Annotated in this window: 24 protein-coding genes and 4 tRNA genes; 2 read left to right on the forward strand and 26 right to left on the reverse strand. The window is 33.8% G+C overall.

The window, feature by feature from the left end:
- Positions 1-147: 147 nt before the first annotated feature.
- The 16 genes from rplL to AAYQ05_RS08810 all read right to left on the reverse strand — a co-directional run bounded on the left by rplL (position 148) and on the right by AAYQ05_RS08810 (position 8,665).
- Positions 148-519 (reverse strand): 50S ribosomal protein L7/L12, encoded by a 372-nt coding sequence (rplL, locus tag AAYQ05_RS08735; protein ID WP_008466917.1) that lies wholly within the window; start codon positions 517-519, stop codon positions 148-150.
- A 92-nt stretch (positions 520-611) separates the two neighbouring features.
- Complete coding sequence (gene rplJ, locus AAYQ05_RS08740) at positions 612-1,115, reverse strand: 50S ribosomal protein L10 (protein WP_111422296.1); 504 nt, start codon at positions 1,113-1,115, stop codon at positions 612-614.
- A 22-nt stretch (positions 1,116-1,137) separates the two neighbouring features.
- Positions 1,138-1,827 (reverse strand): 50S ribosomal protein L1, encoded by a 690-nt coding sequence (gene rplA / locus AAYQ05_RS08745; protein WP_025572415.1) that lies wholly within the window; start codon positions 1,825-1,827, stop codon positions 1,138-1,140.
- A 13-nt stretch (positions 1,828-1,840) separates the two neighbouring features.
- Positions 1,841-2,278, reverse strand: coding sequence for a 50S ribosomal protein L11 (gene rplK / locus AAYQ05_RS08750; RefSeq protein ID WP_008466923.1), 438 nt, complete (start codon positions 2,276-2,278; stop codon positions 1,841-1,843).
- 67 nt (positions 2,279-2,345) lie between these two features.
- The gene (gene nusG / locus AAYQ05_RS08755) at positions 2,346-2,897 is read right to left on the reverse strand and encodes a transcription termination/antitermination protein NusG (RefSeq protein ID WP_008466925.1); all 552 of its coding nucleotides are present in this window, start codon (positions 2,895-2,897) and stop codon (positions 2,346-2,348) included.
- A 10-nt stretch (positions 2,898-2,907) separates the two neighbouring features.
- Positions 2,908-3,105, reverse strand: a complete 198-nt coding sequence (gene secE / locus AAYQ05_RS08760; RefSeq protein ID WP_008466927.1) for a preprotein translocase subunit SecE — start codon at positions 3,103-3,105, stop codon at positions 2,908-2,910.
- 18 nt (positions 3,106-3,123) lie between these two features.
- Positions 3,124-3,194 (reverse strand) — tRNA-Trp (locus AAYQ05_RS08765).
- A gap of 56 nt (positions 3,195-3,250) precedes the next feature.
- Positions 3,251-4,438: an elongation factor Tu gene (tuf, locus tag AAYQ05_RS08770; protein ID WP_109192121.1), complete on the reverse strand. Its 1,188-nt coding sequence runs from the start codon at positions 4,436-4,438 to the stop codon at positions 3,251-3,253.
- 55 nt (positions 4,439-4,493) lie between these two features.
- Positions 4,494-4,565, reverse strand: a tRNA-Thr gene (locus AAYQ05_RS08775).
- Positions 4,566-4,656: 91 nt separating this feature from the next.
- Positions 4,657-4,737 (reverse strand) — tRNA-Tyr (locus AAYQ05_RS08780).
- Positions 4,738-4,797: 60 nt separating this feature from the next.
- A tRNA-Thr gene (locus AAYQ05_RS08785) sits at positions 4,798-4,871 on the reverse strand.
- A 91-nt stretch (positions 4,872-4,962) separates the two neighbouring features.
- Positions 4,963-5,265, reverse strand: coding sequence for a ribosome hibernation-promoting factor, HPF/YfiA family (gene hpf / locus AAYQ05_RS08790; RefSeq protein WP_179001097.1), 303 nt, complete (start codon positions 5,263-5,265; stop codon positions 4,963-4,965).
- A 32-nt stretch (positions 5,266-5,297) separates the two neighbouring features.
- Entirely contained in the window at positions 5,298-6,191 is an 894-nt protein-coding gene (locus AAYQ05_RS08795) for a tyrosine-type recombinase/integrase (RefSeq protein ID WP_343542718.1), read from the reverse strand.
- 90 nt (positions 6,192-6,281) lie between these two features.
- Entirely contained in the window at positions 6,282-6,476 is a 195-nt protein-coding gene (gene rpsU / locus AAYQ05_RS08800) for a 30S ribosomal protein S21 (protein ID WP_026730435.1), read from the reverse strand.
- Between the two features lie 146 nt (positions 6,477-6,622).
- Positions 6,623-7,762: an acyl-CoA dehydrogenase family protein gene (locus AAYQ05_RS08805; protein ID WP_343542720.1), complete on the reverse strand. Its 1,140-nt coding sequence runs from the start codon at positions 7,760-7,762 to the stop codon at positions 6,623-6,625.
- Between the two features lie 15 nt (positions 7,763-7,777).
- Positions 7,778-8,665: a helix-hairpin-helix domain-containing protein gene (locus AAYQ05_RS08810; RefSeq protein WP_343542721.1), complete on the reverse strand. Its 888-nt coding sequence runs from the start codon at positions 8,663-8,665 to the stop codon at positions 7,778-7,780.
- A gap of 263 nt (positions 8,666-8,928) precedes the next feature.
- Between AAYQ05_RS08810 and AAYQ05_RS08815 the strand changes: the two genes are divergently transcribed.
- Positions 8,929-10,395, forward strand: coding sequence for an APC family permease (locus AAYQ05_RS08815; RefSeq protein WP_343542722.1), 1,467 nt, complete (start codon positions 8,929-8,931; stop codon positions 10,393-10,395).
- Between the two features lie 49 nt (positions 10,396-10,444).
- On the opposite strand, the gene AAYQ05_RS08820 is transcribed toward AAYQ05_RS08815, so the two are convergent.
- The 7 genes from AAYQ05_RS08820 to AAYQ05_RS08850 all read right to left on the reverse strand — a co-directional run bounded on the left by AAYQ05_RS08820 (position 10,445) and on the right by AAYQ05_RS08850 (position 21,102).
- Entirely contained in the window at positions 10,445-10,672 is a 228-nt protein-coding gene (locus AAYQ05_RS08820; protein ID WP_008466940.1) for a PspC family transcriptional regulator, read from the reverse strand.
- Between the two features lie 72 nt (positions 10,673-10,744).
- Positions 10,745-12,016: a DUF2851 family protein gene (locus tag AAYQ05_RS08825; RefSeq protein WP_343542725.1), complete on the reverse strand. Its 1,272-nt coding sequence runs from the start codon at positions 12,014-12,016 to the stop codon at positions 10,745-10,747.
- Positions 12,017-12,092: 76 nt separating this feature from the next.
- On the reverse strand, positions 12,093-12,575 hold the full coding sequence (locus AAYQ05_RS08830) for a 3'-5' exonuclease (RefSeq protein WP_343542727.1): 483 nt from the start codon (positions 12,573-12,575) through the stop codon (positions 12,093-12,095).
- Between the two features lie 78 nt (positions 12,576-12,653).
- A complete protein-coding gene (locus AAYQ05_RS08835; RefSeq protein WP_281631384.1) occupies positions 12,654-14,015 on the reverse strand; it encodes a pyridoxal-phosphate dependent enzyme in 1,362 nt (453 codons plus the stop codon).
- 48 nt (positions 14,016-14,063) lie between these two features.
- Positions 14,064-16,049 (reverse strand): putative porin, encoded by a 1,986-nt coding sequence (locus AAYQ05_RS08840; RefSeq protein WP_343542731.1) that lies wholly within the window; start codon positions 16,047-16,049, stop codon positions 14,064-14,066.
- 250 nt (positions 16,050-16,299) lie between these two features.
- Positions 16,300-17,814, reverse strand: coding sequence for a SusD/RagB family nutrient-binding outer membrane lipoprotein (locus AAYQ05_RS08845; protein WP_343542733.1), 1,515 nt, complete (start codon positions 17,812-17,814; stop codon positions 16,300-16,302).
- 3 nt (positions 17,815-17,817) lie between these two features.
- Complete coding sequence (locus AAYQ05_RS08850; RefSeq protein ID WP_343542735.1) at positions 17,818-21,102, reverse strand: SusC/RagA family TonB-linked outer membrane protein; 3,285 nt, start codon at positions 21,100-21,102, stop codon at positions 17,818-17,820.
- A 651-nt stretch (positions 21,103-21,753) separates the two neighbouring features.
- Between AAYQ05_RS08850 and rnhB the strand changes: the two genes are divergently transcribed.
- Positions 21,754-22,416: a ribonuclease HII gene (gene rnhB / locus AAYQ05_RS08855; RefSeq protein WP_343542738.1), complete on the forward strand. Its 663-nt coding sequence runs from the start codon at positions 21,754-21,756 to the stop codon at positions 22,414-22,416.
- A 31-nt stretch (positions 22,417-22,447) separates the two neighbouring features.
- On the opposite strand, the gene AAYQ05_RS08860 is transcribed toward rnhB, so the two are convergent.
- The 3 genes from AAYQ05_RS08860 to AAYQ05_RS08870 form a co-directional block, all read right to left on the reverse strand.
- On the reverse strand, positions 22,448-23,299 hold the full coding sequence (locus AAYQ05_RS08860) for a nuclear transport factor 2 family protein (protein WP_343542739.1): 852 nt from the start codon (positions 23,297-23,299) through the stop codon (positions 22,448-22,450).
- A 305-nt stretch (positions 23,300-23,604) separates the two neighbouring features.
- Entirely contained in the window at positions 23,605-24,303 is a 699-nt protein-coding gene (lipB, locus tag AAYQ05_RS08865) for a lipoyl(octanoyl) transferase LipB (protein WP_343542740.1), read from the reverse strand.
- Between the two features lie 5 nt (positions 24,304-24,308).
- Entirely contained in the window at positions 24,309-25,058 is a 750-nt protein-coding gene (locus tag AAYQ05_RS08870; protein ID WP_343542742.1) for a hypothetical protein, read from the reverse strand.
- Positions 25,059-25,112 lie beyond the last annotated feature (54 nt).

The raw sequence follows: 25,112 nt of genomic DNA on the forward strand, positions 1-25,112 counted from the left end.
CGATTTTCTTTCTTCGTATTGATCTAAAACTTTTTCGTATTTTAAACTATGGGATAATAAAACTTAATATATTTTATTATACGAAAAATGGTTTAGGTCTTTGAGTGTTAACTCAAGACCTAAACCTAGTTCTTAAACTGAGTTTAATTATTTAAGCTCAACAGTAGCTCCAGCCTCTTCTAAAGATTTTTTAAGACCTTCAGCCTCTTCTTTAGAAACACCTTCTTTAACGTTGCTTGGTGCACCGTCAACTACATCTTTAGCTTCTTTAAGACCTAAACCAGTTAATTCTTTAACTAATTTTACAACAGCTAATTTAGAAGCTCCTGCATCTTTCAATACAACTGTAAATTCAGTTTGTGCTTCTTCAGCAGCACCGTCTCCTCCACCAGCAGCAACTACTACAGCAGCAGCAGCAGGCTCGATTCCGTACTCATCTTTTAATATTGTTGCTAATTCGTTAACTTCTTTAACTGTTAAGTTAACTAATTGTTCTGCGAATTGTTTCAAATCTGCCATTTTTTCTATCGTTTAAAATGATTTGTGTAAAAAATATAATTTAATTATTGTGCGCTAATTAAGCAGTAAGGAAGCAAACCTCCTTACGATAATTACTCTGCTCCTTCTTCTTCGCTTCCAGCGAATTTGTTTTGTAAAGCAGAAATAATTCTTTGAGCTGGAGATTGTAATAATCCAATGATTTCTCCAATAAGCTCTTCTTTAGATTTAATTGTAGCTAATGCATCTAATTGGTTGTCCCCAATATATACTTCAGAGTTGATGTAAGCCCCTTTTAAAACTGGTTTATCAGATTTCTTACGGAAATCTTTGATAATTTTTCCAGGTGCGTTAGCAACATCAGAAATAAAGATAGCACTATTACCACTTAAAACTGTAGGTAAATCACCATAATCATTAGAAGAAGCTTCCATTGCTTTTGCAAGCAAAGTGTTCTTTACAACCTCTAATTTGATACCTGCTTTAAAACAAGCTCTACGTAAGTTTGAAGTTGTCTCTGCGTTTAAACCAGAAATATCAGATACATAAATGATATTTGTACCAGCTAACTGCGCAGTTAAATTTTCAATCGCGATTGATTTTTCTTCTCTAGTCATACTAAAAATTTTTAACTACCAATTATACTGCTTTTGGGTCTAATGCGATAGCAGGACTCATTGTGCTTGTAAGGTGAATACCTTTAATGTATGTACCTTTAGCAGCAGTTGGTTTAAGTTTTATTAATGTTTGAATAATTTCGTGTGCGTTGTCAACAATCTGCTCAGCTCCAAAAGAAACTTTACCGATTCCTGCGTGTACGATACCAGTTTTATCAACTTTAAAGTCAATTTTACCAGCTTTAACCTCTTGAACAGCTTTTGCAACATCCATAGTTACAGTACCTGTTTTAGGGTTTGGCATTAAACCTCTAGGTCCTAAAATACGACCTAATGGACCTAATTTACCCATTACAGCAGGCATAGTGATGATAACATCAACATCTGTCCAACCGTCTTTAATTTTTTGTAAGTAATCGTCAAGACCAACGTGATCTGCTCCAGCCTCTCTTGCTTCAGCCTCTTTATCTGGAGTAACCAACGCTAATACTTTAACGTCTTTTCCTGTTCCGTGAGGTAAAGTTACCACACCTCTTACCATTTGATTCGCTTTTCTTGGATCAACACCCAAACGAACTGCGATATCAACAGACTCATCAAATTTTGCAGAAGCAACAACTTTAATTAATGCAGCAGCATCTTTTAAAGAGTATAATTTGTTCTTTTCAATTTTTGAAGCAGCCTCTTTTTGCTTTTTTGTTAATTTTGCCATTTCTTTTTCTTAATTAAAAAGGAGCATCTCCTGATACAGTTATACCCATAGATCTAGCTGTTCCAGCAACCATACTCATAGCTTTCTCAATTGTGAAAGCATTTAAGTCTGGCATTTTGTCTTCAGCGATAGTTCTAATTTGTTCCCAAGTAACGCTAGCTACTTTTTTACGATTAGGCTCACCAGAACCAGATTTTAGCTTTGCAGCTTCCATTAACTGAACTGCTGCTGGAGGAGTCTTAACAACAAAATCAAATGATTTGTCTTTGTACACAGTGATTTGCACTGGACAAATTTTGCCAGGTTTATCTTGAGTTCTAGCATTAAATTGCTTACAAAACTCCATGATATTAACCCCAGCAGCTCCTAAAGCAGGTCCAACCGGTGGCGACGGGTTCGCAGCACCTCCCTTAACTTGTAGTTTAACTACCTTACTAATTTCTTTAGCCATTTTTAAAAAATTTAACACTGTAATCAATGGAAGCGATTACAATGGTTTATTATAGTGTAACAAAAAATTATACTTTTTCTACTTGCATAAAACTTAATTCTAATGGAGTTTTTCTTCCGAAAATCTTAACCATTACCTCAAGCTTACGCTTTTCTTCATTGATTTTCTCAACAGATCCATTAAATCCATTGAAAGGTCCATCAATAACCTTAACCGTTTCCCCAACACTAAATGGAATAGAACGAGTATCTGTATTTACAGCTAACTCATCTACTTTACCTAACATACGGTTTACTTCAGAAAGTCTTAAAGGAACAGGTTCTCCACCCTTAGTTTCTCCCAAAAATCCAATAACACTAGTAATTGACTTAATAATATGAGGGATTTCACCAACTAAGTTAGCTTCAATCATAACATATCCAGGAAAGTAAACTTTATCCTTAGATGATTTTTTCCCATCTTTTACAGTAACTACTTTTTCAGTAGGAACTAAAACTTGAGAAACATAATCCTCCATACCTAATCTCGCAATCTCAGTCTCGATATAAGCTTTCACTTTATTTTCTTGACCACTAACCGCTCTAACTACGTACCATTTTTTCACATTATTATCTGCCATCACAAAAAAATTATCCTTTTAACCAGTTAAAAAATCCAGCCAAAGCTTTTGCAAAAAATTCGTCTACTCCCCATGTTGCCAAAGCGAATAAAATCGAAAATACAGCCACAACAATTGTCAATTTTTGAACTTCAGCCCAAGCTGGCCAAGTAACATTTGACTTTAACTCTTCGAAAGCCTCTGATAAATAATTAGTAACTTTTGTCATTTGATATATTTTTTATTGCACGGGCGGAGGGATTCGAACCCCCATCAACGGTTTTGGAGACCGCTATTCTACCCTTGAACTACGCCCGTAATTAAAGCCAGTGATTTCAAATAAGAAATTCACTGGCTTTTATTTATTTATAGAATTACTCTACGATTTCAGTAACCTGACCAGCTCCAACTGTTCTACCACCTTCACGGATAGCAAAACGTAAACCTACGTTCATAGCGATTGGGCTTAATAAAGCAACTTCAATAGTTAAGTTATCACCTGGCATTACCATCTCTACACCTGCTGGTAAAGTAATAACTCCTGTTACGTCAGTTGTACGTACGTAGAACTGTGGACGGTAGTTATTATGGAATGGAGTGTGACGTCCACCTTCTTCTTTTTTCAAGATATAAACCTCAGCTTTGAATTTAGCGTGTGGTTTTACTGAACCTGGCTTAATAATAACCATACCTCTTTTGATATCAGCTTTATCAATACCTCTTAACAATAAACCTACGTTATCTCCAGCTTCACCTCTATCAAGGATTTTACGGAACATCTCAACTCCTGTAATAGTAGAAGTTAATTTTTCAGCTCCCATACCAATGATTTCAACAGGATCTCCAGTGTTAGCAACTCCAGTTTCGATACGACCTGTAGCAACAGTTCCACGACCTGTAATTGTAAATACGTCCTCAACTGGCATCAAGAATGGTTTAGCAACGTCACGTACTGGCTCTTCGATCCAGTTGTCAACAGCTTCCATTAATTCGATAATTTTAGGTACCCAGTTTGGATCATTGTTTAATCCTCCTAAAGCAGAACCTTGAACTACAGGACCATTATCTCCATCATATTCGTAGAAAGATAATAAATCTCTAATTTCCATTTCAACAAGCTCTAATAACTCAGCATCATCAACCATATCCACTTTGTTCATGAAAACAACGATTCTTGGAATACCAACCTGACGACCTAAAAGAATGTGCTCACGAGTTTGTGGCATTGGACCATCTGTAGCAGCAACTACTAAGATAGCTCCGTCCATTTGAGCAGCACCAGTAACCATGTTCTTTACGTAATCCGCGTGACCTGGACAGTCAACGTGAGCGTAGTGACGGTTAGCAGTTTCGTACTCTACGTGTGATGTATTAATAGTAATACCTCTTTCTTTCTCCTCTGGAGCGTTATCGATTTGATCAAACGATTTTGCTTGACAGTAACCAGCATCTGACAATACTTTTGTAATTGCAGCAGTTAATGTAGTTTTTCCGTGATCTACGTGTCCAATTGTACCTATGTTTAAGTGCGGTTTGGAACGATTAAAATTCTCCTTTGCCATTTTACTTAATTTTTAATCTTAGTTATATATTAATTTTCAATTTCCTACTTACTTGAGCCAATGTCGGGATTTGAACCCGAGACCTCTTCCTTACCAAGGAAGCACTCTACCCCTGAGCTACACCGGCAGAGAGTTCTGATTTGAGATTTCCGAATCCAAACCTCAGATTTTCAACAATCTAAAATCCAAGACCCAAAATCTTAACCTCTTTTTTGTTGTGGGGAGAGCAGGATTCGAACCTGCGAAGTTCACACAGCAGATTTACAGTCTGCCCTCGTTGGCCGCTTGAGTATCTCCCCTAATTTTAAAATTCCATCATTTTAAAGAACCAAATTCCAAATCGCATTTGAAATTTTCTGAGCCGATAGAGGGACTCGAACCCACGACCTGCTGATTACAAATCAGCTGCTCTAGCCAGCTGAGCTACATCGGCGAATGCATTAAAAAAGTCCGCTATTTCTAACGGACTGCAAATGTAGCTATTTTATCTTTTAATCAAAACATTTTTTCAAAAAAAATTTCAATTAAATATGCGCTCTTATTTTTTCCTTCCTTTTTACAAGCAAACGTTCTAACGACTCTGCAGAAAGCTCAACGGCTTCTTCAAATGTTTTACACTGTTTTTTCACCAAAAAATCATCACCAGGAACATTAATCTTTATCTCCACCACCTTATTCTCTTTATCACTTGTTCTTTCAACTTTTAAAAAAACATCTGATGAAACCACTCGATCGTAGTATTTCTCTAGCTTACCCATTCTTTCTTGGATAAAATCGACCAACTTTCTGTCGACAGCAAAATTAACTGCATGAACATCTACCTTCATAATAAAAAATTTAGGATTAACATTTAGAATTACTATTTACTTCTTGGATGCGCACCTTTATATACTTTTTTAAGTTCCGCCAGACTATTATGTGTATAAACCTGTGTAGATGCCAAACTAGAATGCCCTAATAACTCTTTAACTGAATTCAAATCTGCCCCATTATTCAATAGGTGAGTTGCAAAAGTATGCCTAAGCACATGCGGACTTTTTTTTACCTTTTCTGAGACCCTACTAAAGTATGAATTTATTAAACGATAAACAAAAGATTCGCTCAATTTTAACCCTTTTTTCGAAACAAAAAAATAGTCCGAATCAACCAAATTTTCCAAACCATCCCTTTCCTTTATATATAAATCAATCTGATCAGCAATAATTGGTAAAATCGGAATAATGCGCTCTTTATTTCTTTTCCCTAAAACCTTAATTGCATTACTTGAACGATCAACATTTTTAATCATCAAATGAATTAATTCCGCACGACGCATCCCTGTAACATAAAACATCTCCACAATAAGCCTATCTCGAATCTCTTCAAAACCAACAGAGACATCTATAACCTCAAGCAGATCTTTAAGCTCTTTTTCCGAAAAAGGAACCTGAATCACTTTTGGAGTTTTCAATGACTTATGCTTCAACATGGGACTAACCTCTATTTGTTTTGATTTTAAAAGAAACTTATAAAAAGCTTTCAAAGAAGCCATTTTTCTATTAACAGAAACATTTGAAATATCCTGATCAACTAAAAAAACAATCCAACTTCTCACCTGACTATAACTTACCAAATCAATACTTTCCTGACCAAAAGACTCCTTCACAAAAGACTCAAAAGACATTATATCACTCAAGTAAGCCCCAACCGTATGCGAAGAATATTTTTTTTCCAGCAAAAGATAATCCGAAAAAGCCTCTTTATTCGTTTTCATAAAATCTAAAAATTAAGCATAAAAAAAACCGTTAGCATCAAAATTAAAACATTTTGACCACTAACGGTAATTATTTTCTAAAAGCTGATATTAACTTTCTAAACTATCTTTCAAGCCTTGAATGTAAGCCGCTTTTTGGATTTGAGCTCTTTTGATAACAGAAGGCTTAATAAAAGCAGTACGTGCTCTTAATTGACGAACAGTTCCTGTTTTATCAAATTTTCTTTTATAGCGCTTTAATGCTCTATCGATATTTTCTCCGTCTTTAATTGGTATAATTAACATAATATAGACACCTCCTCTCGTTAAGGCTGCAAATGTATGTATTAATTATTAATTATGAGTTATAAATTTTGAATTATTTTTCATTTACGGCTTAAAACCAGAAAAAAAATCATTTCTCATGCACTGCATTTACCTTTTAAACGCTGTTATTTCAACAGATTTCTAGAAATAACCAACTTTTGAATTTCAGTTGTTCCTTCTCCTATAGTACATAATTTAGAATCTCTGTAGAACTTTTCTACAGGAAAATCTTTAGTATACCCATAACCTCCATGAATCTGAACCGCATCATTTGCAATTTTTACACATGCTTCAGAAGCATACATTTTTGCCATAGCTCCAGCGGTAGTTACTTGTTTATGCTGTTGTTTTAAAAAAGCAGCTTTATGCAGCAATAATTCCGAAGCTTCAATCTCTGTTGCCATATCAGCCAATTTAAAAGAGATTCCCTGAAAATTACTAATAGGTTGGCCAAACTGATGTCTTTCTTTTGAATATTTCAATGCCGCTTCATACGCTCCTTTTGCAATTCCTAAAGAAAGAGCTCCGATAGAGATTCTTCCGCCATCAAGAATTTTCATAGCCTGAACAAAACCTTCACCTACTTCTCCTAATCTATTTGCATCAGGAACACGGCAGCTGTCAAAAACTAATTCAGCAGTTTCACTTGCCCTCATTCCTAATTTATTTTCTTTTTTGCCAGACGAAAAACCTTTCATCCCTTTTTCAAATACAAAAGCTGTCATTCCTTTAGAATCACCTTTTTCACCAGTACGAACTATTACAACAGCAATATCTCCAGATATACCATGCGTAATAAAGTTTTTTGCCCCATTTACAATCCAATGGTCACCATCTTTAACAGCGGTTGTATTCATTCCTCCAGCATCAGAGCCAGTATTATGCTCGGTTAGACCCCACGCTCCTATATGTTCAGCTGTAGCCAGTTTCGGAAGCCATTTTTTCTTTTGTTCTTCGTTTCCAAAAGTCAAAATATGATTGGCGCATAAAGAGTTATGTGCCGCAACCGACAATCCTATTGACGGATCTACCTTAGAAATTTCTTCAATTATTGTAACATATTCATGATAACCTAGACCCGAACCGCCATATTCCTCTGGAACCAAAACTCCCATGAAACCCATCTCGCCAAGTTGCTTAAATAACTTAATTGGAAAAATTTGCGCTTCGTCCCATTCCATTATATGAGGTCTAATATTCTTTTCTGCAAAGTCTTTTATAGACTGTGCAATCATTAGTTGTGTTTCGTTGTAATCAAAGTTCATGAGTTAGTTTCTTTTTTAGAACTCCAAATATAAACTAATTAATTTTGCTTTTTCAACAGGAAAATCTTTAATTTTTGCTAAATCCTCAATATTTTTAAAATCCCCATTCATACTTCGGTAAGTCACTATTTGTTTTGCAAGACCATATCTAAAGTATGAAAACTGAGCCAACTCCTTTAATGACGCCTCATTTACGTTTATTTTCTTCAAGGTCGAAGGAATCACAGCTTTAAAATGCCCATTTAATTCATTTATAACTTCTGGCGAAAGTCCCCAAATCTCTTTCATCTGCTCCATTGACACAAACGCCCCTATGATTTCTTTCTGCTTTAAGATTCTAGACGACAACCCTTCTCCTATTCCGTAGATTTTCATCAAATCTTCTTGCGTTGCCAAATTAATATCCAATATTTCAAGCTTTTCTTTTTTTGGAAAACTCTTAATACTGAATTTTTTTTTCTCAGCAGTATAATTACTTTTATTTTGTTTCCAATCTGGAAATTTAAACAAAGGAGATATTTTATTTAACAAGGAATCAGAAATACCAGTAACTTTTTGAAACTCTTCCGCTGAGTTTACATATTTATTCTCTTTTCGAAATGCCATTAAACGATCGATTTCTTGTACCGACATTCCAAGCTTGTATCCTTTATAATCAGAAATAAAATTAGGGTTGAAAAGATAGTTAGATGGCTTCGTATTTTTATTGGTTAATTTCTCCTGATCAATTTCTGATTGTAAAGTAAGCCACTCTTCTTTTTCATGACTTTTGGTTTCTGAAATATTAAAATCAGATAAGAAATAAAACAACTGCAATCCTATCATTATAATGAAGAGCATAAAAATGCCTATCCGTTGCTGTTTTGTAAAATGAAAATAACTATTTAAAAACTTAAAATTCATCGCAAAAAGTGTCTTTAAAAAATAAAACAAGAAAAATCCTTCAAATTTATTAAGAAAATAAGTAAGAAAAGTAGTTTTTAAAAAATTATCGAATCTCTTATAAAAGACCAATTAATTTAATGAATATCAATACTTAGAGAAAGTTTCTTACGACTACTGTAAAAAAATCAAAGATTTTATAACTTAAAAGATGATAATTGTTTTTATTTTTTGCAAAAAACAATACATTTGGCACTTAATAACAAATAAACCAATAAAATAATATGTCAATTTGGAGAGTAAAACCTATATCTGCCTTTGAGGCCGATATGAAAAAAAGTGATTTAAAGAGAGTCCTAGGAAAATGGAGTCTTACTGCCATTGGTGTTGGTGCCATTATCGGTGGGGGAATTTTTGTACTTACAGGTACTGGGGCTTATTATCATGCAGGACCAGCATTAGCTATTTCGTTTATCATAGCAGGTATTGCTTGTGTTTTTGCGGCTCTTTGCTATTCTGAATTTGCTTCTATTTTACCTGTGGAAGGATCAGCTTATGCTTATGCTTACGGTACTATTGGAGAAGTTTTTGCCTGGATCATTGGTTGGGGACTAATTCTCGAGTATGCAATGGGATCGATGACTGTAGCGGTCTCCTGGTCCGGATACTTTAATAAATTGCTCAAAATATTTCACATTCACCTTCCTGATTGGCTAACTACAGATCCCGCAAGCTACACTGGAGAAGGTTTTTCTATGAATCTTCCAGCTTTCTTGATCGTTCTTTTAGTTATTTCATTGCTTATTAAAGGAACAAAAAGCGCTGCTAAAGCAAATAATGCGATTGTTATTCTTAAAGTATCTGCTGTAATCTTTGTAATTATTGCTGGTCTTTTCTTTATTAATACGGCAAACTGGAGCCCGTTTATTCCTGAAGCAACTCAGATCATTGAAAAAGAAACTACACACAATGCCTATGGAATTGGAGGTATTATCTCTGGAGCAGCAGCTATTTTCTTTGCTTATGTTGGTTTCGATGCCGTTTCTACACAAGCTGGAGAAGCTATTAATCCTAAAAAAGATGTTCCTTTTGCAATTATTGCTTCTTTATTAATTTGTACTACATTATATATTCTTGTTTCTTTAGTATTAACAGGAATGATGAATTACCAAGACTTTAATCCACTAGGAAAATATCCTGAAGCTATTAAAGCTCCTGTTGCTTATGCATTTGATATTGCAGGACAAGGCTGGGCTGGTTCTATTATTACTGTTGCCGCAACTATTGGTTTGGTTTCAGTATTAATGGTAATGATCATGGGACAATCTAGAATTTTCCTTGGAATGTCTAAAGATGGTTTAATTCCTTCTGTTTTCTCTAAAGTAAACCCTATTTCTGGAACTCCAAAAACGAACTTAATGATTCTTGGAGCCATTATTGCAACTGTTGCTGCTTTTACACCAATCAACAAATTGGCTGACATGACAAGTTTTGGCACTTTGTTTGCTTTTACAATGGTTTGTATTGCCGTGTGGATTTTAAGAGTAAAACAACCAGGATTAACCAGAACATTTAAAGTTCCTGCTTTACCAGTTATTGCGGTATTAGGAATTGCAATCAATTCTTATTTAATTTTTAATTTAAGTAAAGATGCACAGTTATTATCTTTTGGATGGCTTATTGTTGGTATAATTGTATACTTTGGATACAGCAAGAAAAGATCAAAACTTAACAATCCTACTGAAGAATAATAAATACAACTTCATAAAAAAAGCTCCAAATTAAAATTTGGAGCTTTTTTTATAAATCAAATACTGATGTTCTTTTTGAGCGAATTAAATCTTTTAGGCGAATCCAGAAAGCGAGAGTCAAGTAGACTCCAAATCCTAAACCAGCGGTAACAAACGATATATATATGAAAAACAAACGAACACTTGTAACACGCATTCCGAGTTTATCTGCTAGTCTTGAAGAAACATGGAAACCATATTTTTCAAAAAAAAATTTAAGTTTTAAAATTGCCGACATCTTTATATTTTAGATTTAAGTCTTTAGACTTTTAGATTCCCGATTGCTCAGGATTACAAAGGTACAAATTATCTAATTATTTTTAAGCAACTCTAATCCGATAGCACACTTAAGACATGCCTTTTGATCACAATATTCATTTTTAAGCTCTAGCAATCCCTGGCTTTCAAATGCTGATTGAGGCTTTATTCCAAACGAATTAAACTTATCAATAATAGCATTTTTCTCAGAAGCCATTTCATTCATAAAATCAATCAAATCTTCGATTATTAATTCTCCTCTAATATTGGAATAAGCAAATTGAAGCGGAATTATAGTATTGATAATCAACAAATCTATAAATGATTTTGAAAGCATTTTGGATTTCTTTGGACTTTCTTTATCAAACTGATAATGATTCTGCCAATAAGAACTTGCAGAAACACTCAATAGATGATATACTTCTTCAACAGATTTTAAATCAATTATTTTTGAAAACAGGTTTTGATGTCTATAATATAAAGATGCCAATTGAGAAAGCCTTATCGTTGGAAAATTATCTGGTCGAAGTTTAAAAAACTGAAGAGGATCTGTATAAGTCTTTTCTATTTGATATTTATGTCGTAAATAAAAATAGCGAAATTGTAAATCTTTATAATAAACATCCTCTTTCTCTGCTTCTAACAATCCTGAAGTTCCAAAAAGCAACGCTTCTAGATTTTCGGCTTCAAAACTTTCTTTTCTTATTACTGAAAACGGAATTGCTTTTGAAATCTGCAGAAAGGAATTTCCATTGGTATTTAAACCAAAATTCCTTGCTAGAAGACAAAATAAGACCGCTTCCCAATCCTGATTGGTTTCTTCTAATAATTGATAAATAAATTTAGATTTTCGCTCTAATCGCTCAAAAAACAATCTTTCTTGCCAATTCGCAATTACAAATTTGTCAATTGCTTTTAATTGTCTTTCACAAGAAATCCATGTTTTTGGAGCAAATAATGCATTATAATTTTCGATTATTTCTTTTGGGATATAATCTTTAAGAACCAAAACAGGAATCTCAGTGTTATTCTCTCTAAAAATAGCTGTATCATTCTCCCATACTACATGAAGAATGACATTTTTATAAGCTGGATCTTTTTCGTGGTTATGCAAATACCAATCTGAAGATTTTAAATGGATCTCTACATTGCCAGCCCATTTTTGGTTTCCGATTTCTATATGTGCATTAAAAAAATCAGGCCCAGCAAGCTCTAAATAATCGCCAGTCTTAAGAATAGTAATTGGCTCACCTTGAGCTGATTTTAAATTCAAGCTGTCAAATTTCTTGAATCTCCATACATAATGAAGGAAGTCTTCTTTCATTTTAGATTTTATAATGAATTACAAAATCTAAAATAACAAAAATTCAATATTATTCTTACAAATAAGATAAATTTATTTAACGAAGCATGTACAATTTAGCACAGGCCCAAGCATCTGACAATGCCTCATGGTGATTGAGCCGAATATCCATTTCGCGGCAGCAATCACTTAATTTGGTAGGTTTTATGCCTTTTGCTTTATAAATCTTTACCGTGCATTCCCATTTTGCAGCGATATTCAAATCCTCATAGTTTAAACCATGAAGCAACATTGTTTTCATTAAAACATTACGGTCAAAGCTTTCATTATGCGCCACTACAACTCTATTTTTTAGCCTTCTCTCTATCTCAGGATATATCTGAAAGAACGATTTTGCATTGACAGTATCTTTAGGATAAATTCCGTGAACGCGAATTGTAAACGGATTATATACATTATTAGGCGGTTTTATTAAAGATACATACTCGTCAATAATAATTCCGTTTTCGACTGTAACAATACCAACTGAGCATGGATGATATCCCGTTGCAGTTTCAAAATCAATAGCTGTAAAATTCATATTTTATTTTTAAAAGGCAAATCCATAAATCCAATTGTTTTACAATAAGATTTATGGATTATTTTTATTTGCAATGGCTTATTTTATTGAACCAATAATATCATATTTAGTAATAATATGGTGATGTCCGTTTCCTAAATCGACCAAAACAGCATCATTTTCTTTGCTGAAAAGCTTCGAAACTTCTTCGATTGGCGTTCCTAATTTTACGATTGGGAAAGGTTTTCCCATTACCTCTTTAATTGGTTTTTCGGCAACGTTTTTATCAGCAACATAACTTCTAAATAAATCAGTTTCATCTACAGAACCCACAAATCCATTGATATCAACCACTGGAATCTGCGAAATTTTATACTTACGCATACGCTCAATTGCATGAGAAACTAATTCTTCTGTACGCACAACAATTAACTCTTTATCAATATGATCCTTAATAACGTCTTCTGCTTTTGTTATGTTTTCTTCCAAGAATCCACGTTCACGCATCCAGTCATCGTTGAACATTTTACCTACATATCGGCTTCCAGAATCGTGAAATAATACCACAACAACATCTTCTGGCTTAAAGTGCTCTTTCAGCTGCAACAAGCCTTTTATACAAGCTCCTGCTGAATTTCCAACAAAAATACCTTCTTCAAGAGCAATCTTTCTGGTATAAACTGCTGCATCTTTATCAGTTACTTTTGTAAAACCGTCAATTAAAGAAAAATCAACATTTTTTGGCAGAATATCTTCTCCGATACCTTCAGTAATATAAGAGTAGATTTCGTTCTCATCGAAGATTCCTGTTTCATGGTATTTTTTGAAAACAGAACCATAAGTATCGATTCCCCAGATTTTGATATTTGGGTTTTGCTCTTTCAAGTATTTTCCAACTCCAGAAATAGTTCCGCCTGTTCCTACTCCAACAACAAAATGCGTAATTTTTCCTTCCGTCTGTTTCCAGATTTCAGGTCCAGTCTGTTCGTAATGCGCCAACGAATTTGACATGTTATCGTACTGATTTACATACCAAGAATTTGGTGTTTCTTCTGCTAAACGTTTTGAAACAGAATAATAAGAACGTGGATCTGTAGGTTCAACATCTGTCGGGCAAACAACAACTTTTGCACCAACAGCGCGAAGGATATCCATTTTCTCTTTTGACTGTTTGTCTGAGATTACACAAATTAATTTGTATCCTTTTACGATTGCAACAAGCGCAAGTCCCATTCCTGTATTTCCAGAAGTTCCTTCTATAATAGTTCCTCCTGGTTTAAGTCTGCCATCTGCCTCTGCATCTTCAATCATTTTTACCGCCATTCTGTCTTTTACAGAATTACCAGGATTAAAGGTTTCGACTTTTGCCAATACTAACGCATCAATTTCAGCAACAATTTTGTTGAGTTTTACCAATGGCGTGTTACCAATTGTTTCTAAAATGTTATTTGAAAAGTCCATTTTTATTTAAGTTTTATTAAGTGGTTCTAAATAAAAAACAAGCCAGTTTTATTGGAAGAAATTCCAAACCAGACCAAAACGTAACACAAAATCACGATACGGATTATGAGGCGCCGCATAATAATTGCTTTGTGTAAATAAAGCATTAAAATGTTCTGCTTTTAAGTAAAAACGAGTCTGACGTATTCTGGCATTTACAAAGAAATCGAATGTTGCAAAACCTCCAATTTTCTTATCCTGCTGTACAAAAAATTCTGCAATTACAGGGTTATAATCATCTCCGTAGTATTTTGTCATATAATTAAATACAAGCCCTGTTTGCATAAACAATGCTTTTTTAAAGAAATGATTTGAATAATAGAATGTATTTCTAGTTACAAAATCAGGCACATTTAAAATTAAATCTGACTGGTCTACTTTCTGATACAAAAGTGTATTATCTAGTGCAAAAGGCCCAAATTTAAACTCTCGGCTTGCTTTTATTTCTAGATAGTTAATCGCGTTACCGTACTGCATTGGCTTAACAATCTGCTCACTCGCCGCTTTTTCTGCGGTTGTGGCCATATCCGTAAAATACAAATGATCATTTAAAACCGTATACTGAACCTGCCCTGTTAACCAAGGCGTTGTAATCTCTGCGCTTAACGAATTAATTTTTTCGTTTTTAAAATTATTAGACCAATTGTAAGAAACCCAGCTACTTTGGTACAAATTATAATTGTTGTTTGGCAGTTTATTGATGTTGCGGTATCTAAAATCAAATTTGATTTTTTCGCTCATATCATATCGCAACTTAGCATCTAAATCTGAAAGCGATTCATTGGTTATTGATCTTGAATATAAAAATCGACCATTCCATTTGTTTTTCTGATATTCATACTGAGCACCGAAATTATTAAACTGTAAAAACAAATTATCTGGAACCGCATTTCCTGCAGCATCAACAATAATTCGGTTGTACTTATAATTGGATCTGTAATCGTCTATAAAAAATATAAATTTCCCTAAAAGCGAATTCTCATAAGCTGCTCCTACCTTATTATACAGTCTTTCATATTTAGTCTGATCGTTAATATTACTAGCTGCATAAGATTCTCCAAATCGCTGTATACGTGTGGTAGAACCGTCGTTGGCTGTTATCGTTGAGATTACCGTTGGCTGCTTATATTCATAATCTTTATATTCGTAGTTAAACTGATGCGTTATGTATAAATTATTGCTTCCATCGGTTGGGTTCACTCTAAATGCGTGATCAAAAAACAATCTTCTTCCTTTTAAAAAGGATTCCGCATCAGTCAAATAAACCTGTAATCGCTGTCTATTTTTATAATCTTTATTATCGCTTTCAAAATCAGCATCGTTTGTAATACCGCCATTTTCTTCATTCATTATGTCCTGATTCGTAAAATGTGCATTTATCGCATAACGTTTGTCGGTTGTCGCATAACTGGTTGTAATTCTTAAATTTCCAGCACTAACCAATTGGTTATTATAATCCCCTTCAGATCTTAGTCCTTTATAAGCAATAGAGAAATTAAGATTTTTAGAAGCATTTAATGTGATAAAAGAATCTACATTTTGTCCTTTTTTTATTGTTGTATTAAAAAACAACTCTGTAAAAGGTGTTGCAACAGAGTAATATCTAATTTGATCTGCCTGCATATAAATAGAGTGTTTTCCTTTAAAACCAATTTCAGGATAAGGCGAGAAGCTATTCAAACTATATTGAAGTGTATTTAATGGCTGTCCAATATTAGAAAACTCCTGAAGTCCGAAAAGATCTTTTCTGAGATGATTCTGTCTGTAAGCACTTTTAATAGTAAGTGAAGTATCAGCATAAATGGTATCGTGTTCTAAGGTCACAATTTTATACTGATCTATTGTAGCTATTTTTTGCTTTTTCTTTTTTACGGAATCATTAATACTTGAATATTCCGTATTCATATCTAAATTATTTTTTGGAGCAGTTTTTTTTTCTTGCGAAAACAATAAAGTTGGAACAACTAATAGATATAGAAAAATGAATATTCTCATTTGATGGCTTTATATAAATTTATTTTGACAAAATTTGCTAGGCAAAGGTAAGATAAAAACGTATAAACGAAAAAACATAATATATAATATAGGAGTAGAATCGTTTCGGTCTTTTGCAAACGAAAACCCCGTATACAAAAGTATACGGGGCTTTCAAAAAAAAATCAAAATATTTATTTTTCTTATTCCCAAACTGGGTATAATTCATTTTGAATCATCAACTTCATTGATATCAGGTATATTCTAAAGATTAGAATTTATCCCAGAACAATTTAGTGTTTAATAAATCTCCACCAATATCAGAAGCTGCTTTAGTATAATTTGCTTTATTGATACTTGCTTCTGCACCTGGATAAGTATATCTAACAGGCACTGTGAAAATAAGTTTGTTTATAGCTGCTTGAGGCGCTTTTAAAACTGGGAAATCCAATCTTCTGTAAGATGTCCATGCTTCGTATCCTCTGTTATAAAGAGCAAACCATGCTTGAGTACCAATTTTTTCTTTATACGTTGCTCCACTTAATGGATTGTTGTAATCTACTTTTGGGCTCGCAATATAAGCATCAATAGCAGCAGTATTAGTAACTCCCCAGTCTGCCATAGAAGCTCTAATACCAGCATCGTAGTATACTTTTGCTTGAGCAGAACCACCTGGAATTAAGCTTTTCTCTGCAGCTTCTGCCAATAAGAAATTCAACTCCGCAAAATCAAAGATAGTTCCAGGAAAAGCCGGATTGTTTAATGTCGAAGTTATTTGTGAGTAAGTCGTATAAACATTTGCTGAACCGTACGTTCCACCAACAAATGTTCTTCCTGCAGGAATAACTGGAGCTGGAGAAGTTAGATTCGTAAAAAATTTAGGCATCCTTGGGTCACCACCTGGAACAATAGCGTCCATAGCAGAAACAAAAGGCTCAGCAGGAATAAAATCAAATCTCTGGCTAGTTACTAAATCAGCATACAATGGATTTTGGTTTCCTGATGTAGTTAAATAAGTCAATTTTGTATTATCAGTATTATTAGCCAAAGCACCAGAAGCAAGAGCTGCCTGAACTTGAGCAGTTGCATAAGCCGGATCAATATCAGACATATTAAGTGCCATTCTAATTATCAATGAATTAGCAAATTTTGCCCATTTTGCAGTACTTGCAGCATTACCTGAATAGATAATATCTGCTGCACCGAAGTTAGCTGCTGCACTATTTGTTTTTAAGATCGCAACATCTGCATTTAATCTTTTAATAAGATCCTGATAGATCGTTTTTGCATCATCATAAGCTGGCAAAGGATATTTCTCAATATCAATTGCTTGTGAATAAGGAATATTTCCAAAAGTATCTACCAATACACTATAAGCGTAAGCTTCTAAAATATCAATAAGCGCTAATTTATTTTGCTTAACTGCTTCGTCAGCAGGAGTTGCAGTAGTTGTTGCAGCGATCATAACTCTTGAATCGTGAAAATCAGCTAGAACGTCTCTATACAAAACCAAAAAGTGCGTATCAGGAATTTTTCTGTTTGTAATGTTATACTGGCTTTCATCTGGATAAGTGGTCTCTGCCCATTGTTGTGCAAATAATCTAAAAACATTATTATTTACACTAGTGCTAACCATTTGATCGACTAATTTTTTCTCAGCATTTGTAAACAAATATTCCGCTTTGGTTGTTGTTGGTCTTTTCGGATCAACATTCATATCTGTAATGTCCTGGCTGCACGAAACCATCATACCTACCACAGACATTAATAAAAGTACTTTTTTCATGATTTAAAATTTTAATGTTAGGTTACAACCAATGTTTCTTGTTGTCGGAAGTGAACCTCCTGAATAACCTGATGATAAGTTACCTGAACTTAGACCACTTTCTGGATCTGCATCTGGAAGATTTTTACTGATGATCCATAAGTTAGAACCTACTAAAGAAAGACGTAAATCATTTAAACCTGCTTTAGCTATAAATTGTTTAGGGAAGCTGTAAGTAATGCTTACCTCTCTTAATTTTACATAACTTGCATCATAAACAAATGCTTTTTGTGGATTATTATTGTAACCATAGATACTTCCAGCTACCTCAGGACTTGGTGTTCTTGTAGTATTTGGAGTACCATCTTCATTAACTCCTGGTAAAATAACACCTCCGCCGTTAGCCAATGTATTTCTTACAGGGTTTCCAAGTTCGTTGTTTCCTGCTGTAGAAGTGTACAAACCAGAGCTTTGTCCATAATATTGGTCAAGAGAGAAAATATCTCCTCCTTTTTGAACATCGATTAAGAAACCTAGCGATACTTGTTTGTATGTAAATTTATTACGGAAGCCACCAATCCAGTCTGGAGTAACATTACCAATTACATTAGTAGCAGTTGCAGTTTGTAAATACACACCATTTTTAGTTACTCTTTGTCCGTCTTTGTAGATATAATCTTTCCCAAGGATATCTCCATAAGCATGCCCTTTTGTACCAACGATACTAACACCTCCTTGGAATGTACCAATTGTTAAAACATCTACACCTGGAGCTAAAGCTACAACCGTATTCTCATTTTTAGACCAGTTTACACCTAAATCCCACTGGAAATCTTTTGTTTTAACAGGAACCGCATTGAATATCACCTCAATACCTTTATTTTCTACCGATCCTGCATTTACATATTTAGAAGAATACCCTGTTGCAGTAGAATAATCTACAGGAAAAATTTGATCTGCACTTAAACTTTTATAAACACTTGCCTCAAAACCTACTCTTCTGTCAAGGAATTGCAGCTCTAAACCAAGTTCTTTAGATGTGGTTTTTACAGGGTGCAAATCTAGGTTATTACCAGTGTTTGGTCTTGAATAAAGTTGGTTTGAACCAAATGGGTTAAATTTAGTAAATACATCTTGTAAGGCATAAAGATCAATACCTCCTTGTGGATTCTCAGCATAACTCGCTCTAAATTTACCAAAAGTCAACCATGGCGCATTAATATGTTTTGTAAAAACATAACTCGCAGAAGCAGAGTATGTATTAACGTCATTATTACCTTTTGGCAACATCGAGAATGCATCATTACGTACAGTTCCTTCTACATAAAGGAAATCTCTAAATCCTACTGAAGCAGATGCATAAACACTGTTTACCGCCGAATTATCTTCAACCTCAACCGGGAATGGAGAAGGATTTACCGAATTTGATAATGAATAGATTCCTGGAATAATTAATCCTCCATCTGTAGAAGCCAATGTAGAGCTACGTCTAGTTCTTAATGCATTGTATCCAGCTAAACCTGTCAATGAAAAATCTTCAGTAAGTTTTTTATTGAAGTTTAAGGTAAACTGATAGTTTTGCTCAGAAAACATACCTGAATATTTTTGGTATCCTGAGCCAACAGCTAAACGGTTGATACCAAATGTACCTGCCAAAGATCCTACCGCTTTTCTCTCTTCACGTAATTCTGAATAAGAATCTGTACTTACTTTTCCTGTAGCGTTTAACCAATCTGTAAATTTATAGTCAAACTGTCCATAACCAATGAAACGATTTCTTTCGTCTGTCTGGTAATTTCTATATCTTGTAAAATATGGGTTATCCCAATATTTAGGACTTGTATTTCCGTTCGCAGGATCAGCCATATTCCATGAAATATTTTGCCCTCCTGAATTATTAAAAGCTTCTTTCTGAGATTGAATATCTACGTTAGTTCCCCACCATTGACGGAATAAACCTGCAACGTTATCACCACCGTAACCAGTAGTATTTCTACCCGTAGTACTTTGTGCTAAATAATTTGCAAAAATACTTACAGATAATTTATCTGTCATTTTGTGGTTGAATTTAATACTTGCATTATTTTTCTTCAATTCACTATTTGGCAAAATACCAGTCTCTTTATAGTTGTTGTAATTAACAACAAAGTTGTTTTTATCCGTACTACCTTCAAAAGAGATTGTGTTATTGAATGTTTGAGCTGTTTGAAAAAATGTAATTGGACCATTTTTAGCAGCTACCCATGGAGATTTTTGTCCAAATTTTGAAGAATATGGAGTATAAGATTCCCATGTATAAACAGAAAGATTTGGATCAAACGCAACACCGTAAGAAGCATCATCTGTAGTGCTTACCACTTGGTTACCATTTTTATCTATAACAAAAAATGCACCTGTTGGCCCAACTGGAGTTCCAGTAGGAGTTCCATCAGGCTTATAAGTTGGCCCATAACCTTGTCCGTACTTGTTTTGGTAAACAGGGAAAGTTTTTTTATCAACTGAACCAACACCAAACTCACTAGATACAGTAACTCCCATACCTTTTTGAGCTTTTCCTTTTTTAGTAGTAATCATAATTACACCATTACCAGCTTGAAACCCGTATAATGCAGATGCCGCAGCACCTTTCAATACATTTAATGTTTCGATATCATCAGAATTAATATCCATACCAGCATTACCATAATCATAGGTATTACGAGCTCCTTGTGTTTGTGAACCTTGGCTTGAGTTTATGTTACTATTGTTAATAGGCATACCATCAATAACAATAAGCATCTGGTTATTTCCTGTAAGACTTTTAACACCTCTTGAAACTACGCTTGTAGATCCTCCAAAGTTCGTATTTTTTCTAATGTATACCCCAGCAGATTTCCCAGAAAGGTCGTTAAGGAAGTTTGCGCTTGCAGTCCCTCCAACTAAATCCTCTCCTTTTATTTCCTGAGTAGCGTATCCAAGAGCTTTTTTCTCTCTCTTAATACCAAGAGCTGTAACCACAACACTTTCTAATTCTGTAGTATTACTAGTTAATTTTACACTTAATGATGTAGAACTAGCTGCAACTTCTTGCGTTTTCATTCCAATGTAAGTAAAAATCAAGACTTCGCTTGACGATGCTTTGATAGAGAATTTTCCATCAAAATCTGTTTGCGTTCCGCTTTTAGTTCCTTTAACTAATACACTCACACCTGGAAGAGGCATTCCTGCATTATCGGAAACCACACCCGAAACAGTTCTTTCTTGCGCAAAGGTTAGTTGCGTAATCAGCGCCACCAGAAGCACTAAGAATCCATTTAACTTTAGTTTCATTTTTAAAAATTTTGAATTAGTAAGTCGCAAACATCTTAATATTTTCTTAAAACAACAATGCGATTCGCTAACGCAGCTTAACTTTTTTTTAATATTTTTTTAACATCTAATCATTTTAAAACATTTAATTATCACAAAATTAACCTTATACGTAATTTTATACATAAAATACTGTAATTTTATTAATCAATATATTAACATTTATTTAACATTTAAAGCAAGAATTACCTCAATAAAAAGAGAAAAAAAAGCAAAACAGGAAGAAGTATTATCTTACATTTTAATCAAATAAATAAAACATTCTGCATTGAAAATGTTTTATTTGACAAATTTTCACATTACACTCACTCCGTAAATTGTAATAAATTGTAAATCAATTCTTCTAAGTTTTATAAAACTATTTTAAAATCAATTTTAAAAAAATTCGCAATTATGCATTTTGCAAAAAAAATCATAAAAACCAACCGTTTTCTTCTGTTTTTATTAAAGACTGTCCCTTTTTAGTCAATTTGAAAAACCACCGAATTTGATCAATTTTAACTTGACATCTGGCCATTCCAAAACACACAGATTTGCATGAGTTGCGATTTGAACCTACTACCGATTTTTAGGAAAAAAAACACCATATTTGCTTTTAAAAAAAACTAAAAAATGCTCGAAAAAAATTTCTCAGGATTTATTTTAGAAACCGGAACTGATGAAGCCGGCAGAGGATGTCTGGCTGGACCAGTTACTGCTGCTGCTATAATTTTACCCGAACATTTTGAAAATAAAATTCTAAATGACAGCAAGCAATTGTCTGAGAAAACTAGAGCACTTTTAAGACCAATTATCGAAGAGGAGGCAGTTTGTTTTGCCGTTACACATTTATTTCCGGATGAGATAGACGAAATAAACATTCTAAATGCATCAATGAAAGGAATGCAAGAATGCATTTTAAAATTAAAACATGTTCCTGAATATATTATCGTTGACGGAAATCGCTCTTTAAACGCTAAACTGGGGCTTAAAAATACTTTTGGAAAACAATTTACTCAAGATGAAATTGCGCTTCTAAAATCGATTCCTAATCAAAGTATTATAAAGGGAGATGGAAAGTACCTAAGCATTGCTGCTGCATCTGTTCTTGCAAAAACATATCGTGACGAATATATGGATAAAATTCACGAAGAATTTCCAATGTACAACTGGAAAAAAAATAAAGGATATCCGACCAAAGAGCATCGTGAGGCAATTAAAGAATTTGGAACTACAAAATATCATAGAATGAGTTTTAGGCTTTTGCCAGAGCAATTAGAACTCGATTTGTTTTAATAAAAAACGACCTATTTCTAGGTCGTTTTTATTACTTTTTGCTTTTTAAAAACTCGGCAAATGTTTTTGTGTCATAGTAAAAAGGTCTTACAGAAGTAATTTTACCATCCTTTAAGTCGAAATGTTCTGAAATCGGAACAGACATCGTTTTGCCTGATTTTTTAGATTTACAGCTTATTGTAAAATAAATAATTACTTCATTTTTAGACTCATCACTAAAATAAGTCGGTTCTTTTTCTATCTGCAAATCAAAAAATTCTGTCGATTTGGCAAACATTTTTGTCCATTCACTAAAACCTGTATATGTTCCTCCATAGGGTAAACCAATTGCCTGATTGTAAACCGCACCATCTGCCACAACAGTAGCCAACGCATCAAAATCTCTTGTTTTAAAAAGACTTTCGTAATATTTTGTTACAATTTTTAAATTATCAGCTTCTAGATTTTTTAAAATATCAGCTTCAGACAAAGTCGCTCCTTTATCCCAAAAACCAATAATTTTACTTACTTGACCTTTACCGTTTAAACGTGCAAAGTCACGCCCGGCCATTATAAGATTATTTTTAGAATCGAGAACTTTCCATTCCCAGGTTACATAATTGTCCTTTACAATTTTGGGTCCCGATGTTAATACCGCATCTGAATTTTTCTTGTAAAATTCATTGATAACATTATTAAACGCTGCGATTCCTTTTATAGAGGCCGAAGGATCTTCAAAAGTACTATCTTCTAACCAAATCGATTTAATCATCTTTAATCTGGTATCGCTGTTTTTTTCTTGCCACACCTTTTCGTAAACTGCAACTGGATATAGTTTATCTTTCTTTTGGGCAAAAAGACCGTTAAGCGCAAAAAGTAAACAGAATAAGTAGATTTTTCTCATAAGCAATCAGGAATAAAATGAAATTTAAATTTAATAGCATAAAACCAAATTTAGCATAAATAGCTAAGAGAATTACAAGAAGTCTAGAATTTGCCATCCCTTCAAAATCTTAGCTTTTGAGAAATGGTTTTTCAGTTTTTTGAATATAAATTTAAGAAAAAAACAGTTTGTATTTAAAAAATAAGCTTCAAATCCTGATTCAAGACTTCCATGATTATGCACAAATACAGTCTAATTTATCCCTCAAAATAAAAACCCGTTTCAAACAGAATGTCTGAAACGGGTTTTAATATTATTAGCAGTTTTTAAACAAATTCAGCTTCGAACAGCTCAGTTAAATGTTTGATAATTTTAGATTTCACCTCTTCTTCATCTACTTTCTCTACACCAAGTTCTACGTTTAAAGAAGTAACTCCTTTTCCGCGAATGCCACATGGAATAATATTATCAAAATAACCCAAATCGACATTTGCATTTAGCGCAAAACCGTGCATCGTAACCCAACGTGAAGCGCGAACACCCATTGCACAAATCTTACGGGCAAACGGAGTTCCTGCACCAAGCCAAACACCAGTTTCCCCTTCACTTCTACCCGATTCTAAACCATATTCTGCCAAAGTCAAAATAATTGATTCTTCTAGCAAACGAAGGTATTTATGAATATCAGTAAAGAAGTTTTCTAAATCAAGAATTGGATAACCTACAATCTGTCCAGGTCCATGATACGTAATATCGCCACCACGATTGATTTTATAAAAAGTAGCACCTTTGGCTTCTAACTGTTTTTCATTTAATAATAAATTCTCGAGATCACCGCTTTTTCCTAAAGTATAAACATGAGGATGCTCAACAAAAAGTAAATAATTTGGTGTTGGCAGATCTAATTCTTCTCTTCTGTTTTTGATTTTTAAATCGACTATGTCTTTGAAAAGTTCTTCCTGATATTCCCAAGTCGATTTATAGTCTTTCTTGCCCAGATCATGAAGTTGGATTTTTTTGTTCATTTTAATTATTTTTCAAACTCAACATCAAAGTTCAGTTTGTCGGGATTCTCCATATAATCCGTAAAAGAGTATTGAATTGTAATTGATTTTCGATCGTCGCTAAACAAAGCACTTGGATTAGAGACTTTCTTAATCTTTTTTGGAAAATGATATTTTACAATATAGCTAGAAGAAGCAAACATCATTTTTGTCATATCTGCAGCTGTATCTTTTGCTTTTGCTGCCAATTTTTGCTGATCGATTACTGCTTTTCTTGTAAATTTCTTTCCATCATAAGTATAACTTAATTTACTGCCGTTATCCCCTACACCGCTTCCAAGAGGCGTGCTTGCGCCTCCTTCTACTTTTTGAAGCGTACTTAAAGTCTGTAAAACGTCCTGAAGTTCATTCACGTTTTTAAAATCAGTTCCTAAAGTCATTAAAAACTGCTTTTTTTCTGAACTCATCTTAGTCGATACAACGAAGTTTTCTAGTTTTTTCAGTTCTTTCTGCGTTTCTGGAGACAACTTAGCAATGCTATCCTTTTTCTCTTCAAATACTTGTTTGAAAGTAAAAGTAGTATCTATATCTTTCTTAGCACTTTCTCCCATCTGACCAGCAATTTGATCTCCAGCCATTTCCATTAAGGCAGAACCATCCATATCTACCGAAAATTTTCCGGTTCCATTATCGTTGATATAAATGTTTTCAGTAAAAGTACAGCTGGTTAACGTGGCTATTAAAAAAGAAAAACTAAGTAATTTATATAATTTCATCGCGGTATATTTTTATCAAAGATACAAAGACTATTTTTAAAAAAGCATTTTATT

Origin of the sequence: Flavobacterium movens (assembly GCF_039581425.1) — a bacterium.
Taxonomy (GTDB): Bacteria; Bacteroidota; Bacteroidia; order Flavobacteriales; family Flavobacteriaceae; genus Flavobacterium; species Flavobacterium luteolum.

Bases quoted from the DNA above. Each gene is read 5' to 3' on its own strand.
- AAYQ05_RS08835 (WP_281631384.1), bottom strand. From the start codon at position 14,015: ATGGACTTTTCAAATAACATTTTAGAAACAATTGGTAACACGCCATTG.
- AAYQ05_RS08810 (WP_343542721.1), bottom strand. From the start codon at position 8,665: ATGAATTTTAAGTTTTTAAATAGTTATTTTCATTTTACAAAACAGCAA.
- AAYQ05_RS08815 (WP_343542722.1), top strand. From the start codon at position 8,929: ATGTCAATTTGGAGAGTAAAACCTATATCTGCCTTTGAGGCCGATATG.
- rpsU (WP_026730435.1), bottom strand. From the start codon at position 6,476: ATGTTAATTATACCAATTAAAGACGGAGAAAATATCGATAGAGCATTA.
- secE (WP_008466927.1), bottom strand. From the start codon at position 3,105: ATGACAAAAGTTACTAATTATTTATCAGAGGCTTTCGAAGAGTTAAAG.
- lipB (WP_343542740.1), bottom strand. From the start codon at position 24,303: ATGAACAAAAAAATCCAACTTCATGATCTGGGCAAGAAAGACTATAAA.
- rplL (WP_008466917.1), bottom strand. From the start codon at position 519: ATGGCAGATTTGAAACAATTCGCAGAACAATTAGTTAACTTAACAGTT.
- tuf (WP_109192121.1), bottom strand. From the start codon at position 4,438: ATGGCAAAGGAGAATTTTAATCGTTCCAAACCGCACTTAAACATAGGT.
- AAYQ05_RS08850 (WP_343542735.1), bottom strand. From the start codon at position 21,102: ATGAAACTAAAGTTAAATGGATTCTTAGTGCTTCTGGTGGCGCTGATT.
- rplK (WP_008466923.1), bottom strand. From the start codon at position 2,278: ATGGCTAAAGAAATTAGTAAGGTAGTTAAACTACAAGTTAAGGGAGGT.
- hpf (WP_179001097.1), bottom strand. From the start codon at position 5,265: ATGAAGGTAGATGTTCATGCAGTTAATTTTGCTGTCGACAGAAAGTTG.
- AAYQ05_RS08805 (WP_343542720.1), bottom strand. From the start codon at position 7,762: ATGAACTTTGATTACAACGAAACACAACTAATGATTGCACAGTCTATA.
- AAYQ05_RS08845 (WP_343542733.1), bottom strand. From the start codon at position 17,814: ATGAAAAAAGTACTTTTATTAATGTCTGTGGTAGGTATGATGGTTTCG.
- rplA (WP_025572415.1), bottom strand. From the start codon at position 1,827: ATGGCAAAATTAACAAAAAAGCAAAAAGAGGCTGCTTCAAAAATTGAA.
- AAYQ05_RS08840 (WP_343542731.1), bottom strand. From the start codon at position 16,049: ATGAGAATATTCATTTTTCTATATCTATTAGTTGTTCCAACTTTATTG.
- AAYQ05_RS08830 (WP_343542727.1), bottom strand. From the start codon at position 12,575: ATGAATTTTACAGCTATTGATTTTGAAACTGCAACGGGATATCATCCA.
- rplJ (WP_111422296.1), bottom strand. From the start codon at position 1,115: ATGACTAGAGAAGAAAAATCAATCGCGATTGAAAATTTAACTGCGCAG.
- rnhB (WP_343542738.1), top strand. From the start codon at position 21,754: ATGCTCGAAAAAAATTTCTCAGGATTTATTTTAGAAACCGGAACTGAT.
- AAYQ05_RS08825 (WP_343542725.1), bottom strand. From the start codon at position 12,016: ATGAAAGAAGACTTCCTTCATTATGTATGGAGATTCAAGAAATTTGAC.
- AAYQ05_RS08870 (WP_343542742.1), bottom strand. From the start codon at position 25,058: ATGAAATTATATAAATTACTTAGTTTTTCTTTTTTAATAGCCACGTTA.
- AAYQ05_RS08795 (WP_343542718.1), bottom strand. From the start codon at position 6,191: ATGAAAACGAATAAAGAGGCTTTTTCGGATTATCTTTTGCTGGAAAAA.
- nusG (WP_008466925.1), bottom strand. From the start codon at position 2,897: ATGGCAGATAATAATGTGAAAAAATGGTACGTAGTTAGAGCGGTTAGT.
- AAYQ05_RS08860 (WP_343542739.1), bottom strand. From the start codon at position 23,299: ATGAGAAAAATCTACTTATTCTGTTTACTTTTTGCGCTTAACGGTCTT.
- AAYQ05_RS08820 (WP_008466940.1), bottom strand. From the start codon at position 10,672: ATGTCGGCAATTTTAAAACTTAAATTTTTTTTTGAAAAATATGGTTTC.